Source organism: Nocardioides speluncae (assembly GCF_003121585.1).
Classification (GTDB): Bacteria; Actinomycetota; Actinomycetes; order Propionibacteriales; family Nocardioidaceae; genus Nocardioides; species Nocardioides speluncae.
Map to the genome: position 1 here is coordinate 96578 of NZ_QEOO01000025.1, position 15033 is coordinate 111610.

The 15033-nt window shown below is 72.0% G+C and carries 13 protein-coding genes; 5 read left to right on the top strand and 8 right to left on the bottom strand.

Annotated features, from left to right (window positions below):
• The first annotated feature begins 21 nt into the window (after positions 1–21).
• From DDV73_RS14290 to DDV73_RS14305, 4 genes are all read left to right on the top strand, one after another.
• Entirely contained in the window at positions 22–2415 is a 2394-nt protein-coding gene (locus DDV73_RS14290) for an ABC transporter permease (RefSeq protein ID WP_206050876.1), read from the top strand.
• 139 nt (positions 2416–2554) lie between these two features.
• Complete coding sequence (locus tag DDV73_RS14295) at positions 2555–3559, top strand: ABC transporter substrate-binding protein (protein ID WP_161962399.1); 1005 nt, start codon at positions 2555–2557, stop codon at positions 3557–3559.
• Positions 3556–4599, top strand: a complete 1044-nt coding sequence (locus DDV73_RS14300; RefSeq protein WP_109507921.1) for a FecCD family ABC transporter permease — start codon at positions 3556–3558, stop codon at positions 4597–4599. Before DDV73_RS14295 ends, DDV73_RS14300 begins: the two co-directional genes overlap by 4 nt.
• Positions 4586–5368 (top strand): ABC transporter ATP-binding protein, encoded by a 783-nt coding sequence (locus tag DDV73_RS14305; protein ID WP_109507922.1) that lies wholly within the window; start codon positions 4586–4588, stop codon positions 5366–5368. Before DDV73_RS14300 ends, DDV73_RS14305 begins: the two co-directional genes overlap by 14 nt.
• Here the strand turns inward: DDV73_RS14305 and DDV73_RS14310 are convergent.
• From DDV73_RS14310 to DDV73_RS14345, 8 genes are all read right to left on the bottom strand, one after another.
• On the bottom strand, positions 5365–6099 hold the full coding sequence (locus DDV73_RS14310; RefSeq protein ID WP_109507923.1) for a sterol desaturase family protein: 735 nt from the start codon (positions 6097–6099) through the stop codon (positions 5365–5367). The two genes, DDV73_RS14305 and DDV73_RS14310, sit on opposite strands and share 4 nt — an antisense overlap.
• On the bottom strand, positions 6096–6815 hold the full coding sequence (locus DDV73_RS14315) for a FadR/GntR family transcriptional regulator (RefSeq protein WP_109507924.1): 720 nt from the start codon (positions 6813–6815) through the stop codon (positions 6096–6098). Before DDV73_RS14315 ends, DDV73_RS14310 begins: the two co-directional genes overlap by 4 nt.
• Before the next feature lie 33 nt (positions 6816–6848).
• A complete protein-coding gene (locus tag DDV73_RS14320; RefSeq protein WP_109507925.1) occupies positions 6849–8174 on the bottom strand; it encodes an MATE family efflux transporter in 1326 nt (441 codons plus the stop codon).
• Positions 8159–9205: a YcaO-like family protein gene (locus DDV73_RS14325; RefSeq protein WP_109507926.1), complete on the bottom strand. Its 1047-nt coding sequence runs from the start codon at positions 9203–9205 to the stop codon at positions 8159–8161. The genes DDV73_RS14320 and DDV73_RS14325 overlap by 16 nt, the downstream gene beginning before the upstream one ends.
• On the bottom strand, positions 9202–10518 hold the full coding sequence (locus DDV73_RS14330; RefSeq protein ID WP_109507927.1) for a YcaO-like family protein: 1317 nt from the start codon (positions 10516–10518) through the stop codon (positions 9202–9204). Before DDV73_RS14330 ends, DDV73_RS14325 begins: the two co-directional genes overlap by 4 nt.
• Positions 10515–11243 carry a serine/threonine-protein kinase gene (locus DDV73_RS14335; RefSeq protein WP_109507928.1) on the bottom strand — a complete coding sequence of 243 codons (729 nt, stop codon included), beginning with the start codon at positions 11241–11243 and terminating at the stop codon, positions 10515–10517. Before DDV73_RS14335 ends, DDV73_RS14330 begins: the two co-directional genes overlap by 4 nt.
• A gap of 1031 nt (positions 11244–12274) precedes the next feature.
• Positions 12275–12943 carry a 3-oxoacid CoA-transferase subunit B gene (locus DDV73_RS14340; RefSeq protein ID WP_109507929.1) on the bottom strand — a complete coding sequence of 223 codons (669 nt, stop codon included), beginning with the start codon at positions 12941–12943 and terminating at the stop codon, positions 12275–12277.
• A 4-nt stretch (positions 12944–12947) separates the two neighbouring features.
• A complete protein-coding gene (locus DDV73_RS14345) occupies positions 12948–13766 on the bottom strand; it encodes a CoA transferase subunit A (protein WP_109507930.1) in 819 nt (272 codons plus the stop codon).
• Between the two features lie 140 nt (positions 13767–13906).
• On the opposite strand from DDV73_RS14345, the gene DDV73_RS14350 reads away from it, so the two are divergent.
• Positions 13907–14935, top strand: coding sequence for a hypothetical protein (locus DDV73_RS14350; protein ID WP_109507931.1), 1029 nt, complete (start codon positions 13907–13909; stop codon positions 14933–14935).
• Positions 14936–15033 lie beyond the last annotated feature (98 nt).

The following is a 15033-nucleotide window of genomic DNA, read 5'->3' on the forward strand; positions in this document are numbered from 1 at the left end:
CGTACCGTCATGTTCGCGTCCATGCGGACGCATACCCGGCGCTACCTGTCGGCGGCCCTGGCGGTGCTGATTGGGGTGGCGTTCGTGGTCACCACCAACGCGCTGTCCTCGGCGACCCGCAACGGTCTGCTCGACGGCGTGGACGCGCCGTACGAGAACGCCGACGCGGTCGTCAGCGACATCAGCTCGGACGAAGCGGTCGCGCTGATGGAGCGCGCCGAGAAGAACGGCGACCAGGCCTCGATCCTCGGCTGGTCGCTGCTGCCGGTCTCCCGGGACGGCAAGCTGTTCGGCGACCAGATCGACGTCGGCGGGATCGCGCCCGCCAAGTCCCAGCAGTGGCAGGTCGTCGAGGACGGCCGGCTGCCGTCGGCGGCCGGAGAGGTCGCGGTCGACGTCAACTCCGCCAAGCGGGAGAAGGTCGAGGTCGGCGACGAGCTCCAGATCGGCAGCGGCAGCCGGGCCAAGGACGTCACGGTCGTCGGCCTGGTCGACTCGCCGTCCAGCCTGGTGTACGCCTCGGTCTACGTCACCTGGGCGGACCAGCAGGCCTGGACCTCGTCGATGTACATCGACAGCGTGGCCTACGCGGGGGCGAGCACCGACGAGCTGGCGAAGGCCTACCCGGACGCGAAGGTGCAGACCGCCGACGCGTACGTCGCGGACCAGCAGGCCGAGATCACCAACGGCACCAACGTGATGGCGATGGTGTTGCTCAGCTTCGCCGCGATCGCGCTGTTCGTGTCGATCCTGGTCATCGCCAACACCTTCTCGATCCTGTTCGCGCAGCGGCAGCGTGACTTCGCGCTGCTCCGCTGCGTGGGCGCGACCCGGCGGCAGATCGTGCGCTCGGTGCGCGCCGAGGCGCTGGTGCTCGGCGTCCTCGCCTCGCTGCTCGGTCTCGCCGCCGGCACCGGCCTGGGCTTCGGCCTGGTCGCGCTGACCAACAAGCTGATCCCGTCGGCCAAGCTCGGCACGGTCGAGCCGTCGCCGCTCTGGTACGCCGTTGCGTTCGTCGTCGGCGTCGGGGTCTCGCTGCTGGCGTCCTGGCTGCCGACCCGGCGTGTGGTCCGGGTCAGCCCGCTGGCGGCGCTCCGGCCGGACGCGGGCGTCGACGTCCGCACCGGCGCCGGTCGCTGGCGACTGGGCACCGGCCTGCTCCTGCTGGGCGGGGGCACGGTCCTGCTGATCGCGGCGGCCGCCGCCCAGGAGTCGGTGCTGATGCTGGCGGGCGGGTTCGCGACCTTCGTCGGGGTGCTGCTGTTCGGGCCGGTGCTGGTGCCCGCCGCGATCCGGCTGGCCGGCGCGGTCGTCGGGCGGGTCACGGGGCCCGCCGGACGGCTGGCGACCGGCAACGCGGTCCGCAACCCGCGCCGTACCGCCGCCACCACGGCGTCACTGCTGGTCGGGGTCACCCTGACCACCGCCGTACTCACCGGGATGGCCGGGTCGCGCGACGCGGTCGCGGCGGACATGAACAAGTCGCACCCGATCGACGTGACCCTGACCGCTACCGGCAAGCCGCTGCCCGACGACCTTCTCGAGGGGGTACGCCGGACGGCCGGGGTCGAGGACGCGATCGCACTGCCCGGCGCGGCTGCGAAGGCCGACCACGGGATCGGCGAGCTCGAGCTGGTCGCGCCCGGCGACATCTCGTCGATCGCGCGCGACGAGGAGATGAAGGCGCCCGAGCGCGGCGTGCTGGTGGTGCCGCCGGACCGCCTCGGCCCGAAGCTGGCCACGGGCGACCGGGTGATGGTGACGGTCGGCGACCGGCACCGGAAGCTGCGGGTGGAGAGCGGTGAGGGCTTCGGCGCCGCCGGGCTGGTGGCGCCGGCCACGCTGGCCGCGCTCACCGACGCGCCGACCACGCGTGCCGTGTGGCTGCGGGCCAAGGACGGGACCGACGCCGAGGACCTGAGCGGCGACCTGTCCGTGGTGGCCCAGCCGGCCGAGGCCGAGGTGGCGAGTGGGCTGTCCGACCGGGCCTGGGTCGACCTGCAGCTGGACATCTTCACCGGCTCTGTGCTGGCGCTGCTCGGGATCGCGGTCGTGATCGCGCTGATCGGCATCGGCAACACGCTCGGGCTGTCGGTACTAGAACGTGCTCGCGAGCACGCGCTGCTCCGGGCGCTCGGGCTGACCCGACGGCAGCTGCGGCTCACGCTCGGTGTGGAGGCGGTGCTGCTGTCGCTGGTGGCGGCGGTGCTGGGGACCATCCTGGGTGTCACGTACGCCGCGGTCGCGATGCAGGTCGTGGTCGCGAAGGTGGCCGACGAGGTGTCGGTGGTGCTGCCGTTCGGCCAGCTGGCGGTCGTCGTACTGGTGGCCGCGTTGGCGGGCCTGCTCTCCTGCCTCCTCCCCGCCCGCCGCGCCGCCAAGGTCACCCCCGCCGCCGGCCTCGCCCTGGACTGAGGTCGCGATAGTCCAGAACGTTCGGCATCACTTTTCGTCCGGAAGTGATGTCGAACGTTCTGGACTATCCGGGTCTGGTGCCCGACGGCGGCCCAGATCGATATTGATAATGATTATCAAGTCATGGTTTGATCGCGCCATGAACCTGCCTCGCATCACGCCCGGCCCACTGGCGGCCGCCGTACTCGCACTCCTGATCACCCTGACCGGCTGCGGTTTCGCCGGCGACTCCGAGGACGCCGGTGCCACCGACGACACCTCGGCCGGAGCCGATGACCAGGCGTGGCCGCGCACCGTCACCAACTGCGGCCGCGAGGTCACCATCGAGGCCCAGCCGACCAGGATCGTCGGCTTCGAGGGCGCCGCGGAGACCGTGTTCGCGCTCGGCGCGGGGGACCAGATGGCCGGCTACTTCGGCAGCGAGCGGGCAGCGCTGCCGGAGGACCTGGCGACCGAGGCGGCCGAGGCCGAGCACCTCGGCGGCTCGTTCCCGACCCCGAAGCTCGAGGCACTGATCGAGCCGGACCCGGACCTGATCGTGTTGTACGGCTACAACCAGGAGGCCGGGATCACCCAGGAGGCGCTGGACAAGCTCGGCGTACCCCACCTGATCCTCAGCGAGCAGTGCCCGGAGAGCCCCGACAACACCGTCGAGGGCTACTTCGAGGACGCCGAGACCTTCGCCACCGCGATCGGCGCCGACGAGGCCGGCAAGACCGTGGTCGGCGGGTGGCGGACCGAGATCGAGAAGGCCACGGCGACGCCGGTCGAGGGCGAGCCGACGGTGTTCATCATGGGCAGCCCGGACCCGAAGTCGCCGTTCGCCTCCGGCGGCGCCAGCCTGGCCGACGAGCAGATCACGCTGGCCGGCGGCAGCAACCTGTTCGGCGACACCGACGAGGCGTTTCTGGAGCCGTCCTGGGAGGAGATCGCCGACCGCAACCCGGACGTGATCGTCGACGGCTCCGGCGGCAAGGACGAGAGCATGGCCGCGCTGAAGAAGTACCTCAAGGGTGACGCCGCGCTGTCCGGCATCACCGCCGTCAAGGACGACCGGTTCCTGGTCCTCGACTACTACGACAACGTGCCCGGCCCGCGGGTCGTCGACGGCGTGGTGAAGCTCGCGGAGTTCCTCCGCGGATGACCGTCGTACAGGACCGGTCGGTACGCCGGGTCCCGGCCACCGCGGTGGCCGGGACGTGTGCCGTCCTGCTGGCCGCGGGCATGGCGTCGTCCAGTCGGGTCGGCCCGGTCGACCTCCCGCTCGGCCAGCTGGTCACTGCCGTCTGGGAGCGGGTCACGGTCGGGCTGGAGCCGCTGACGCTCCAGGAGCGGCTGGTCACCGAGCACCGGATCCCCCGGATCCTCCTGGCAGCGGTGATCGGCGCCGTACTGGCGGTCGCGGGGTGCGTCCTGCAGGCGCTGACCCGCAACCCGCTGGCCGACCCCTCGATCCTCGGCGGTACGTCGGGCGCCTCACTCGGCGCGGTCGCGATGATCGTGGCCGGGGCGTCCGGTCCGCTGTCGGTGACCGCGGCCGCGTTCGTCGGAGCCGGCTGTGGCTTCGCGGCGACGCTGGCGCTGGCCTGGCGCGGCGGCGGGGTCAGCCCGCTGCGGCTGGTCCTGGCCGGGATCGCGGTCTCCTACCTGCTGAGCGCGCTGACCTCGATGGTGGTCTTCCGCGCCGACGACGACCGGCGGCTGCGGTCGGCGCTGTTCTGGCAGCTCGGCTCGGTGGCCGACGCCTCCTGGGGCTCGCTGTTCGTGCCGTCGGTGCTGATGATCGCCGGCGTCGTCGTACTTATGCTTCGCGCCCGCCGTCTCGACGCCCTGTCGTACGGCGACCTGACCGCGACCGCCCTCGGCGTCTCGCCGCAGCGGCTGCGCGCGGAGATGTTCGTGATCACCTCGCTGCTCACCGGCGCGGCGGTCGCGCTCGCCGGCGGGATTGGCTTCGTGGCGCTCGTCGTACCGCACGCGGTGCGCCTGCTCGCCGGCCCCCGACACTCCTCGCTGGTCCCTCTCGCCGCTCTGGCAGGTGCCGCGTTCCTGGTCTGGGCGGACCTGGTCGGCCGGGTCGTCGCCCCGCCGTCGGAGGTACCGCTCGGCGTGGTCACCGCCCTGGTCGGCGCGCCGATCTTCGCGCTGCTGATCGCGGGAAGGATGCGCGATGAGCTTGCCTGACACCGCTCCGGTCGAGGCGCGCGACGTCCGCGTCTCCCTCGGCCGTCACCCGGTCCTGCACGGCCTCTCCCTCACCCTTCCGGCCGGTTCGGTGACTGGCGTGGTCGGGCCGAACGGGTCCGGCAAGACCACCCTGCTGCGGGCGATGTTCCGCGGCGTCCGGCTGGGCGGCGGCGCGGTGTACGTCGCCGGCGCCGACGCGGCGGCGCTCGGCGGCCGGATGCACGCTCGGGCGGTCGCGGCGGCCGTCCAGGAGCCGAGCCAGCCCGAGGGCGTCACCGTCCGCGAGGTGATCGACCTGGGCCGCTACCCGCACCGCGGCGACCTCGGCCGCGCCTCGGCCGCCGACGCCCGCGCGGTCGCCGACGCAGCGGCCACGATGGACCTCACCCACCTGCTCGCACGCGACGTCGCCCGGCTCTCCGGCGGCGAGCGGCAGCGGGTCCATGTCGCCCGCGCGATCGCCCAGGAGGCGCCGGCCCTGCTGCTCGACGAGCCGACCAACCACCTCGACATCGCGCACCAGTTCGCGCTGCTCTCAACGCTGCGGGGCCTCTCGCGGGACCGCGGCACCGCGGTGGCGCTCGCCTTGCACGACCTGACCCTGGCCGCCCGCTACTGCGACCTGATCGCCGTCCTGCAGGGCGGCCGGCTCGCGGCGTACGGCAAGCCCGACGAGGTGCTGACCCCCGAGCTCACCCTCGAGGTCTTCGGCGTTCGCGCGGTCTGGGGCGACGGCTGGCTGCACCTCGACCCGGCGGGCTCCTAGATGTCGGTGGCGTGCAGCCGCTTGACCGTCTTCGAGCTCTGGACCGTGGCCGGGTCCGGGTAGGTGCCGAAGAGCCGGTCGGCGGTGCCGGCGCTGGTGACGGTGAACCAGTAGTGCTCGTTCTTGTAGTGGTGCAGCCGGTGGTTGCGCCACACCGACCGGTACCAGCGCGAGCGCGGCTTGTAGTCGCTGTGGATCAGGTAGTGGGTCCACTCGTAGCCGAACTTGATCCCGTAGACCGCGACCAGCAGCGACAGCGCGCTCGGCAGCGTCGGCATTGCCAGCAGCGCGATCGCGGCGTACGCCGGCAGCAGCCAGCACAGCGCCTGCCAGGGGATGAAGACCAGCGGGATGTCCCGAGGGTCGGCGTGGTGCTCGCGGTGCTTGCGGGCAAGCAGCGAGTCGACCTGCAGGCCGGCCAGCCGGCGCGGCCGCCAGTGCAGGATCACCACGTGGATCACCCACTCAATCACCGGGAACAGCGCGATCAGCACCGCCGGGATCACCAGCTCCCACCACGCCCCGCCGCCGACCACGACCCGGGCCACGATCGCCGCGGCCAGGCAGGACGAGATCATCGGCGGGCTCGGGTGCCGCCAGAACGCGCGCCAGGAGTCGCGCAGGGTGACGTTGGTACGGCGCCCGGGACCGGCCGCGCCGGTGATGCGGGCCTCGTCCTTGGCCAGCCGCTCGGCGGCGAGGGCTTCGATCTCGGGGCTTGCCTTGGTCATGACTCCTCCAATGCGCTGAGTGCGGCGATCAGGCTGTCGGTGGCTGGGCGGAGCACCCGGTCGGCGGCCGCGCGGGCGGTGTCGGGATCGCCGGCTGCGATCGCCGCGGTGAGCAGCCGGTAGGCGTCGGCCTGGCCGACCTCCTCGGCCATCGCGGGGGCGAGCGCCTCCAGCGCGGGCTCGTACGCCGCACGCAGGCTGTTGAACATCAGCCGGAACACCATCGAGTCGGCGGCGTCGACCACCAGGTCCCAGTAGGTGAGCGCGTGCAGCTGCCGCTCGACGTCGTCGTCGGTGCCGGCGAGGTCGTCGACCACGCCGGTCAGCTCCGCGGCCAGCGCCGGCCCGCCGCGCTCCGCGGCCAGGGCGGCGACGCTCGGACCGACCGCGAGCCGGGCCTCGAGGATGCTGCGGGCGACCTTGGCGTCGAGCTGGCCGCGGCGTACCAGTAGCTGCGGGAGCAGGTCGAGCCCGGCCGCGATCCGGAAGTCGCGAACAGTGGTGGCGCCGCCGTGCCGGACCTCGACGAGACGGCTCTGGGTCAGCCGCTGCAGCGCCTCGCGCACCGCCGGCCGGGACACCCCGAGCACCTCGGCGAGGCGGCGCTCGCTGGGCAGCGACTCACCCGGCTGGATCTCGCCGTCGACCACCTCGGCCAGCATCTGGTCGAAGACCTCGTCGGGGACGGAGCGGCGGTTGACAGGCTGCAGTGGCATGTCAACCACGCTAAGTGCGGCCTGGTCAATTGGTCAAGTGGTAAGACCAGTTGAGTTTGACCAAGCCGTTCGGGCGCGCGCCGTCGCGACGGCGAGGAACGCGATCCAGAACGCATGGTGCGCGAGCATCACCCCGAGTACGTCGAGCGACCAGACCCGGCACAGCAGCAGACCCAGCGGCAGGAACACGGCGTACTCGCCGACCAGGCTGGCCGCCAGGGAGGCGCGGGTGTCGCGCAGCGCACGACAGACCGTGACCGCAAGGACACACACGACCAGCCAGCCGACCTGAGTCCAGGCCAGCACGCCCGACCACCCGACAGCGACGCCCGCGTCCGCGCCGGCCACCAGCCGCACGATCGGCTGCGCGAGCGGTGCGCCGAGCAGGAACAGGCCGACGGCCACCGCGGCGAGCAGCCGTGCGGCACGCACCGTCGCGACCCGGAACAGGTCGTCCCGGCCGGCGCCGCGGGCCTCGCCGAGCAGCGTGAGCAGCGCCGTACCGATGCCGGAGAGCACCACCCAGGCCACGGTGATCTGTACGTCGACGAGCCGGACGCCGGCCAGTACCGCCGACGTCGACCCGCTCACCACGAACGCGACGACCACGCCGGAGGCGGTGCTGAACGTCGCCAGCAGCGCCTCCGGCCAGCCGAGGTCGACCAGCCGGCGCTCGACGCCGGTCGGTCGGAGTGGCAGGGTCGGGCGCTCGGCCCGGTCCAGCCGGGCCCGCCAGACCAGGAAGGCGGTCGCGGAGGCGGCGTACCCGCAGACGGTGCCGATCGCGACGCCCCGCCAGCCGAGGACCGGTGTGAGGGCGAGCGCGACCGCGATGTCGGTGCCGGCGGCGGCGACCGAGGCGACGAGTACGACGCGGGTGCGGGCCAGCGCGGTCGCGTAGGCGCGGAGTACGCCGGCCAGCACCGCCATCGGCACGCCGCACAGCGTGATCCTCAGGTAGGTGGCGGCGAGGTCGGCGTCGGCCGCCGTACCGCCGATCTCGCGGGTGAGCAGCGGCGCGGCAAGTGCGGTGACGGTGACGACCGGCAGTCCCGCCAGCACGACCACCCGCAACGTGGCGCTGGCCGCGACCGTCGCCCCGCGCGGATCCCCCGCACCGCGCGCCCGCGACCCCTCGATCTGGGCGCCGACCGCGAACGCCGCGAGCCCGGTCACCAGCACCGTCAGCATCGCCGAGGCCACTGACGCCGACGCGATCACTAGCGGGCCGGCACCGCCCAGCAGCACGACGTCGTTGGCCGAGACCAGGATCGTGACCAGCCCGTGCAGCACGAGCGGCCAGGCGACCGCCACCAGCCGCCTCGTGGTGAGGTCTGGGGTGACTACACCAGTGGACACGGCAGCTCCTCCGGCCGGTCACCCGCCGGCCGCACCACCTCTGCCCCCGCCGCCAGCACCCGCACCACGACGTACGGCGCACAGTCCGGCGTCGACAGCTCCACCAGGACCGCGTCGTCCAGCAGCTCCATGGCCGCCACCGAGGCCGCCGGTTGAGGAGGTTGCGCAGCAACCGTCTCGAAACCAAGGCCCACGAACCGCTCCCAAACCGCCTCCTGCAGCTCCGGGTCGAGCAGCAGCTGGGCATGCTGGGCGATGTCGGCGACGTGGGCCCAGCCGCCGGCGGCGTACCGGCGGTCCGCCCGCCAGGGATCGAGGCCGGCGCCGGCCGCAAGACCCGGACCGGTCACGGGATCGGCCAGCTCGGCCTGCTGGGCGAGCGAGACGACCGCCTCGGTGAACGCCTTCGCCAGCCCGTCGACCGGCTCGGGACGGTACGCCGAACCCACCCCGATCAGCCTGCGCCCGCCGTGCCGCAGCGCGACGACCGCTACCCGCGCGACCGTCGCCCGCACCGGCAGCAGGTGTGCCGACACCGACAGCTCCTCGGCCAGGGCGAGCTCCGCCAGGGCAGCGGGGAGCGCGGTGCGCGGCATCGGCGTACCCGCCCGCCAGGCCCGCGCGAGGGTGTCCCGTTCGACGACCTCGGCGGCCGCCGACTCGGTGGCGGCAGCCAGCGTCGGGCCGGCGGCCAGCCCGGTCGAGCCCTGCGGGTAGTAGCCGTCCTCGGGCGGCGCGGCCAGCGGCGAGAGATGCCCGAGCACGGCGTTGCGCGCGACCGGTGTCCCGTCCACGGCCGCTAGCCACGCGTCCGGCCGCGGCACCATCGCGGCGTACCGCTCGACCCCCTCGGCCACGCACCGAGCCAGTGCCGTGTCCACGTCGCCGTCCAGCGCCGCGCCGGCGACGGTCACCGGACCGCCCGGCTGGTGCACGCCGGCCCGGAACCGCGGCACCTCCGCCGCGAGCGGCCATGGCCCGGGGCCGGCGACCGGTACGCCGACGATCCCGGTCCGGTCGGAGACGATCACGTGTGCGGGAGCGGCCGGAGGTTGCGGTTGGTACGGCGCCGCGGGTCGCGCGGCGCGAAGCCCGCTGGGGCGTTGGTGTAGACGCCCGGCGCGACCACTCGGACCACGCTCAGCCCGGCCTCGGCGATGTCGGCGGTGGTCACGTCGACCGACACCGGCGGCCGCCCGCCGATCCGGGTCAGCTCGTCGCGGTAGTACGTCCACGGCTCCCCCTCGACGGGTGCGATGTCGCTGAGCGGCACCCGGCTGGGCGGCGCGAAGAGGTGCTCGGTCCAGGGCCGAGTGCGCGGATCGAGGTAGATCTGGGACTGGCAGAGCAGGTCGGTGACGTCGTGGAAGTCCGCGGCGTACGAGTCCAGATAGTGCCGGTCGGCCCGCCATGGCTTCAGCGCCCCGGAGTCGAACAGCCCGAGCTCGGCGGCCTGCCACAGTCCCGCGCCCCGGTCGAGCAGGCCCTTGGACAGCGAGCGCAGCGAGATCGCCTCACCCGCAGCCTTCAGTACGGCGTTAGCCGGGTCTGGGCGGGCGGCGGTGCCGAGCGCGACGATGTCCAGCTCCGGGTCGCGCACCGCCACCCCGAGCACCGGCACTCGCCACGGTCCCGGGATCTGCAGCACGACGTACTCGAGTGCTGGGTCGGCGCACGCGGTCATCGTCTGCAAGAGATCGTCGGGCAGCTCAACACCCACCGCCGGTTCGCCCGAGTCCCACCACAGCTCGACGCCGTCGCGCTCGATCAGCTCCTCCATCGCGGCGGTCTCGGCCGCGCGCCGATCCGGGCCGGCCGCCAGGCCGGCGTAGAAGACGAAGTTGGTCAGCGGCTCGGTCATCCGGGAGCCGAGGAAGTAGTTCACGTAGACGATCGAGGCCGGCACCAGCGCCTGGGCGCCGGTCGCCAGGTCCCGTCCCGGCGCCCAGCGCACCGGCAGCCCACGCTCGAAGGGCACGAACGGAAATCCCTCCAGTGCGTACTGCGCGGCCGAGAAGAGGCACAGCGACGCCGGCTCCACGGCCGCATACTCGGCCGCCACCAGCTCGGCGTACGACGCCCGGACCAGGCCGTCGGGCACGAAGTTGCCGCAGTACCGCTCGATCCCCTCGCCCATCGCGGAGACGGTCGCGCGCTGCAGCGAGCCGAACGCGGTGCCGGTCGACAGCTGGTCCGCGCGCCAGGGCCGGTCGAACCCGACGGCGGCGATGCTGCCGCCGACCACCCGGAACTCATCGGGCCATTCGGGCGGGTTGAGATAGTGCTCGGTCCTTGTGATCACGCCGGTCCGGCCGTCGACCAGCAGCTCCCACGGGTCGCTCATCGCACGGCTCCCATCAGTCCCCGCGGTACGGCGAGCACCGGATGCGCGCTGATCGGGCCTCCGTCCAGCGGCACCAGCGCCTGGTGTCGCAGCAGGTCGCCGCCGGCGGCCAGCCAGCCCTCCAGGGCCGCCACGGCTCCGGTCAGCTCCATCAGGCCCGGACGGATGTCGTCGCGGTCGCCGTACTCGCTCCACGACCGCCACAGCGCCAGCAGCTGGGAGCGCGCCGGCGACGCGGCCAGCCGGCGGAACCGCACGTCGGCCCAGGTCAGCGGCCGCTCGACCGGCGCCGGCCCGAGCACCGGGCCGACCGCCACCGCGCCGAGCTCGCGGTGCACCGGCACCCACACGCCGGCGTCCGGCTTCTCGTCGCGCGCCAGCAGAGCCGCGTCGTCGAGGACCTCTCCGACCACCAGGTCGGCGTCCCACGCGGCGCCGGCCAGGCGGCGTACACCGGACAGGAGCGGCGCCAGCTCGATCCGGCCGCGCTGCTGTGTCCGGGGCCGGTCGCCCAGCACACCGGCGCCCCAGTCGAGGACGCCGGCAACGCTGTCGGCCGTGTCGCCGGTCGCAGGCACCTCGACGGACCCTCTGAGTACGTCGGCCAGCGCGGCCTCCGCGCCGCGCAGCTCGGCGAACCGCTCGTCGGGCGCGGCGAGCAGCAGACCGCCGCCGTCGGGGAGGGGGAGGACGCTGCAACCGGTGGCGAGATGGAGGTAGCTCATGGGCTTGCCTTCCAGATATGTCTGGGTGTGTTGGACCATGGCCGAGTTGCGGCGCCCGGTTGGGTCGGGCGCCGCAACCCGGTGTGGATCACTTCCAGGCGAATGCCACGGAAGCGGTACCGGCGTGGTTGCTCGAGTGAACGGACAGGCCGGCCGGCTTGGCACCGACAACGGCGAAGGCCTTGTTCGAGGTCTGCATAGGGATTCCCTCCTTTCAGCGGATCCGCCGCCCTCATGGACGGCGGCGGATCACACTGTTGTGGACATGAGAATCATTGTCAAGTAGAGTCTTGGTTGTGCCGGTGCCGCACTGGTGGGTGGGGCCGGCACTCCACTGCCGGGCCGTGCGCGAGCTGCCGAGATGGGCTCAGCGCACGGCTCGGCGGCGCCGTCCGACCTCCCTGTGGATAGAGCTCACGCCCGCCTGTAGATCTGGGCACCCTAGAGCGCATGACAAGGCACCGATGGGCTCCGCGCCGCTGTCGGTGGGCGCTCGCACCGTGAGCGGGGTACGTCAGCTCTACGTCGACGAGTCGAAGGCAAAGGGGTACATCCTGGTCGCCGCAGGTCTCACATCTCCTGCGGCAGCCGAGGCGCTTGCTTGGACCTGCTGGTGAAGGACGCAGCCGGCCTCGCGGCAGCGCGCCTCACGCTCGACCTTGACGAGTCGCTACGGAAGTGGGACAACCAGCAACTCATCGAGCTGGTTCGTCGAACAGGTGCCGGCGATCGATTGCTCTACACCCATGGCAAGGCAGCCCAGGAGCCCCTCTTGTCCATCCCAGACGCCGTGGCGTGGTGCTGGGCGAAAGGGGCACCTGGCGCGACCGGGTACGGCCCGCCGTCATTCGTTGCGGGATGTCTGATCCGCATCCCTGAAATGCGCGAGACCCGAGCGCCACGACCGTCCGGACGGGTCTCGGGTCCACTTCCACCAGGCTCAGCGCCTAGGGCTACAAGCATGGTCCCACCCGACCCGCCCCCACACAACCACTGACTTACCAGCGGAGGATCTCATGTCTGGTTGCGCCTCAGGCCAGCTCGGGCTCGGTCTTCTCGCGGACCTCGTCCTCGGTGACGCCGGGGGCGAGCTCGACCAGCTTCAGGCGGCGCTCGCCGAGGGCGCCGGACACCGCGACCTCACCGGTCTCGACGTCGATCACGTCGATCACGGCCAGGTCGGTGATGATCCGCTGGACCACCCGCCGACCCGTGTAGGGCAGCGAGCACTCCTTGACGATCTTGTAGGTGCCGTCCTTGGCCACATGCTCCATCAACACGATCACCCGCTTCGCGCCGTGCACCAGGTCCATCGCGCCACCCATGCCCTTGACCATCTTCCCGGGGATCATCCAGTTCGCGATGTCACCGGCGGTCGAGACCTGCATCGCACCCAAGATCGCGGCGTCGATCTTCCCGCCACGGATCATCCCGAACGACGTCGCGGAGTCGAAGAACGACGCACCCTTCCGGACCGTCACGGTCTCCTTGCCTGCATTGATCAGGTCCGGGTCTTCGGCGCCTGCCACCGGGTAGGCGCCGACCCCGAGGATCCCGTTCTCCGACTGCAGCACCAGCTCCACGTCATCGGCCACATAGTTGGGCACCAGCGTCGGCAGCCCGATCCCGAGGTTCACATACGAACCATCGGAAAGCTCTGAGGCCGCCCGCGCAGCCATCTCCTCACGATTCCAAGCCATGTCGTCAGCCTCCCGGGTTCGCTTCTTGACGGATACCTTCGAGCGTGGCGCCCTCGGCGGGCTGGACGGTGCGCTTCTCGATCCGCTTGTCCGCGGCCTGCTCCGGGGTCAGCGCGACGACCCGCTGCACGAACACACCCGGCGTGTGCACGTCGTTGGGTGGCAGCTCGCCGGGCTCGACCAGCTCCTCGACCTCCGCGATCGTCACCCGGCCGCTCATCGCGGCCAGCGGGTTGAAGTTGCGGGCGGAGTCCCGGTAGACGAGGTTGCCGTGCCGATCGCCCTTCCAGGCCCGGACCAGCCCGAAGTCGGCGACGATCGCCTGCTCCAGCACGAACTCCTTGTCACCCTCCGCGGTCGTGAAGACCCGCGTCTCCTTCTCCGGAGAGGCGACCAGGATGTTGCCGACGTCGTCGTACTTCCACGGCAGCCCACCCTCGGCCACCTGGGTGCCGACACCGGTCGCGGTGAAGAACGCCGGGATCCCGGACCCACCGGCCCGCATCCGCTCGGCCAGCGTGCCCTGCGGGGTCAGCTCGACCTCCAGCTCACCAGCCAGATACTGCCGCGCGAACTCCTTGTTCTCCCCCACATACGACGACACCATCCGGCGCAGCCGCTTGGCCTGCAGCAGCCGGCCCAAGCCCCAGTCGTCGACGCCGCAGTTGTTCGACACCGCCTCCAGCTCGTCGACCCCGGTCGCCAGCAGCGCATCGATCAGCACCGACGGAATGCCACACAGCCCGAACCCGCCGACGGCCAGCGTCGCCCCACTCGGGATGTCGGCCACCGCCTCCGCGGCCGAGCCAACCACCTTGTCCACAGCGAGCTCCTTCTCCCTTGAAGTCGATCGCAAGCGATCCTAGCCACGGCACTCTTGCGGCGGCGCGCCCGGTCGGCGCGAACAAATCAGGGAGTCGCAGCATCGAAGAGTGTGAGTTCTCTGTCCCTAAGGAGTCCACTGTGAGAAGACTCGGGTACGCCGTCCTGGCGGCCGCGCTGCTGACCTCCATGATCGCATTTCTGCCGGCTCATGCGAGCACCGACACCACCCTGACCGCGCGGCTGGAGTACCTCAAGCGGCAGCAGCCGCGCGGCTTCGGCGGCTACTTCGAGCTGCACGTGACGACCGACGGGCCCGTCGCGGACGGCACGGTCCGGTTCGAGACCCCGCGGGGGGTGAAGGTCGACTTCTACGACTGGGAGCAGGGCTGGGACTTCGAGGGCGGGGGCGGCCAGACCTGGTACCTGACGCTCACGAACAACCGCGCGGGCTGGAGCCGGGTCACGCTGGTCGTCGACGCCGCCAACGCGGAGCCGGTTCGCGTTCCGTTCCAGATCTACGCGCCCGGCGGACCGACCCCACCGGCCACCGGCAACCTCGCCGGGCGGCGGTACGCCGCCAGCGGCAGCGACTACTTTCCGCCGTCGGGCTACAGCTACAGCATCCGGGAGGCAGTCTGGTTCCTGGACCGGCGGTTCGCGTACGTCGGCGTACCCCGGCACGGCAAGCCCACCTGCACCGCAGCCAAGGTGAACCCGAACTCGTTCACCGGCTGCCAGCGGTACTGGTGGGACAAGGCCGCCAACCGGCTCCAGGTCGGCAAGTGGGCCGGCCGTGTGCACGCCCGCTCGCTCGACTACTTCAACTACCGCTACACCCACCGGGTCGGGATGCCGGCTGCCGGCAAGCGGTTCGGCGGCGCGTGGACCGACTGGCTCCACTACTACGGCAGCAACGTCACGTTCCGGCTGCGGCTGAACGCCGACGGCAGCTTCCGGTGGGTGAAGGACGGCAAGGTCTCACGCGGCCGGTACGCCGTCGGCGCCAACGGCCGGCTCACCCTCAGGTTCCGCAACGGCCACACCGAGGTACGCACGCTGCTCGTCGGGCTCAACCGGCACGGCAAGCAGGACCCGCGGGCGACCGGCCTGCTGCTCAGCCTTCCCGACAAGGACCTCCGCGCCGTCTGGTTGACGCCGGTCCGCTGAGCGCGAATATGTGCGGCGATCGCCCAAACGCAGCGTCGGCGATCCGTTGACGCCGCCCAACCCGAGGCCTAGTTTACAAATTGGAAGCGCTCTCACCG

Excerpts from the sequence above, each read along its gene's own strand:
- DDV73_RS14335 (WP_109507928.1), bottom strand. The coding sequence starts at position 11,243 with ATGAGCTACCTCCATCTCGCCACCGGTTGCAGCGTCCTCCCCCTCCCC.
- DDV73_RS14340 (WP_109507929.1), bottom strand. The coding sequence starts at position 12,943 with ATGGCTTGGAATCGTGAGGAGATGGCTGCGCGGGCGGCCTCAGAGCTT.
- DDV73_RS14300 (WP_109507921.1), top strand. The coding sequence starts at position 3,556 with ATGACCGTCGTACAGGACCGGTCGGTACGCCGGGTCCCGGCCACCGCG.
- DDV73_RS14295 (WP_161962399.1), top strand. The coding sequence starts at position 2,555 with ATGAACCTGCCTCGCATCACGCCCGGCCCACTGGCGGCCGCCGTACTC.
- DDV73_RS14310 (WP_109507923.1), bottom strand. The coding sequence starts at position 6,099 with ATGACCAAGGCAAGCCCCGAGATCGAAGCCCTCGCCGCCGAGCGGCTG.
- DDV73_RS14315 (WP_109507924.1), bottom strand. The coding sequence starts at position 6,815 with ATGCCACTGCAGCCTGTCAACCGCCGCTCCGTCCCCGACGAGGTCTTC.
- DDV73_RS14330 (WP_109507927.1), bottom strand. The coding sequence starts at position 10,518 with ATGAGCGACCCGTGGGAGCTGCTGGTCGACGGCCGGACCGGCGTGATC.
- DDV73_RS14290 (WP_206050876.1), top strand. The coding sequence starts at position 22 with ATGCGGACGCATACCCGGCGCTACCTGTCGGCGGCCCTGGCGGTGCTG.
- DDV73_RS14305 (WP_109507922.1), top strand. The coding sequence starts at position 4,586 with ATGAGCTTGCCTGACACCGCTCCGGTCGAGGCGCGCGACGTCCGCGTC.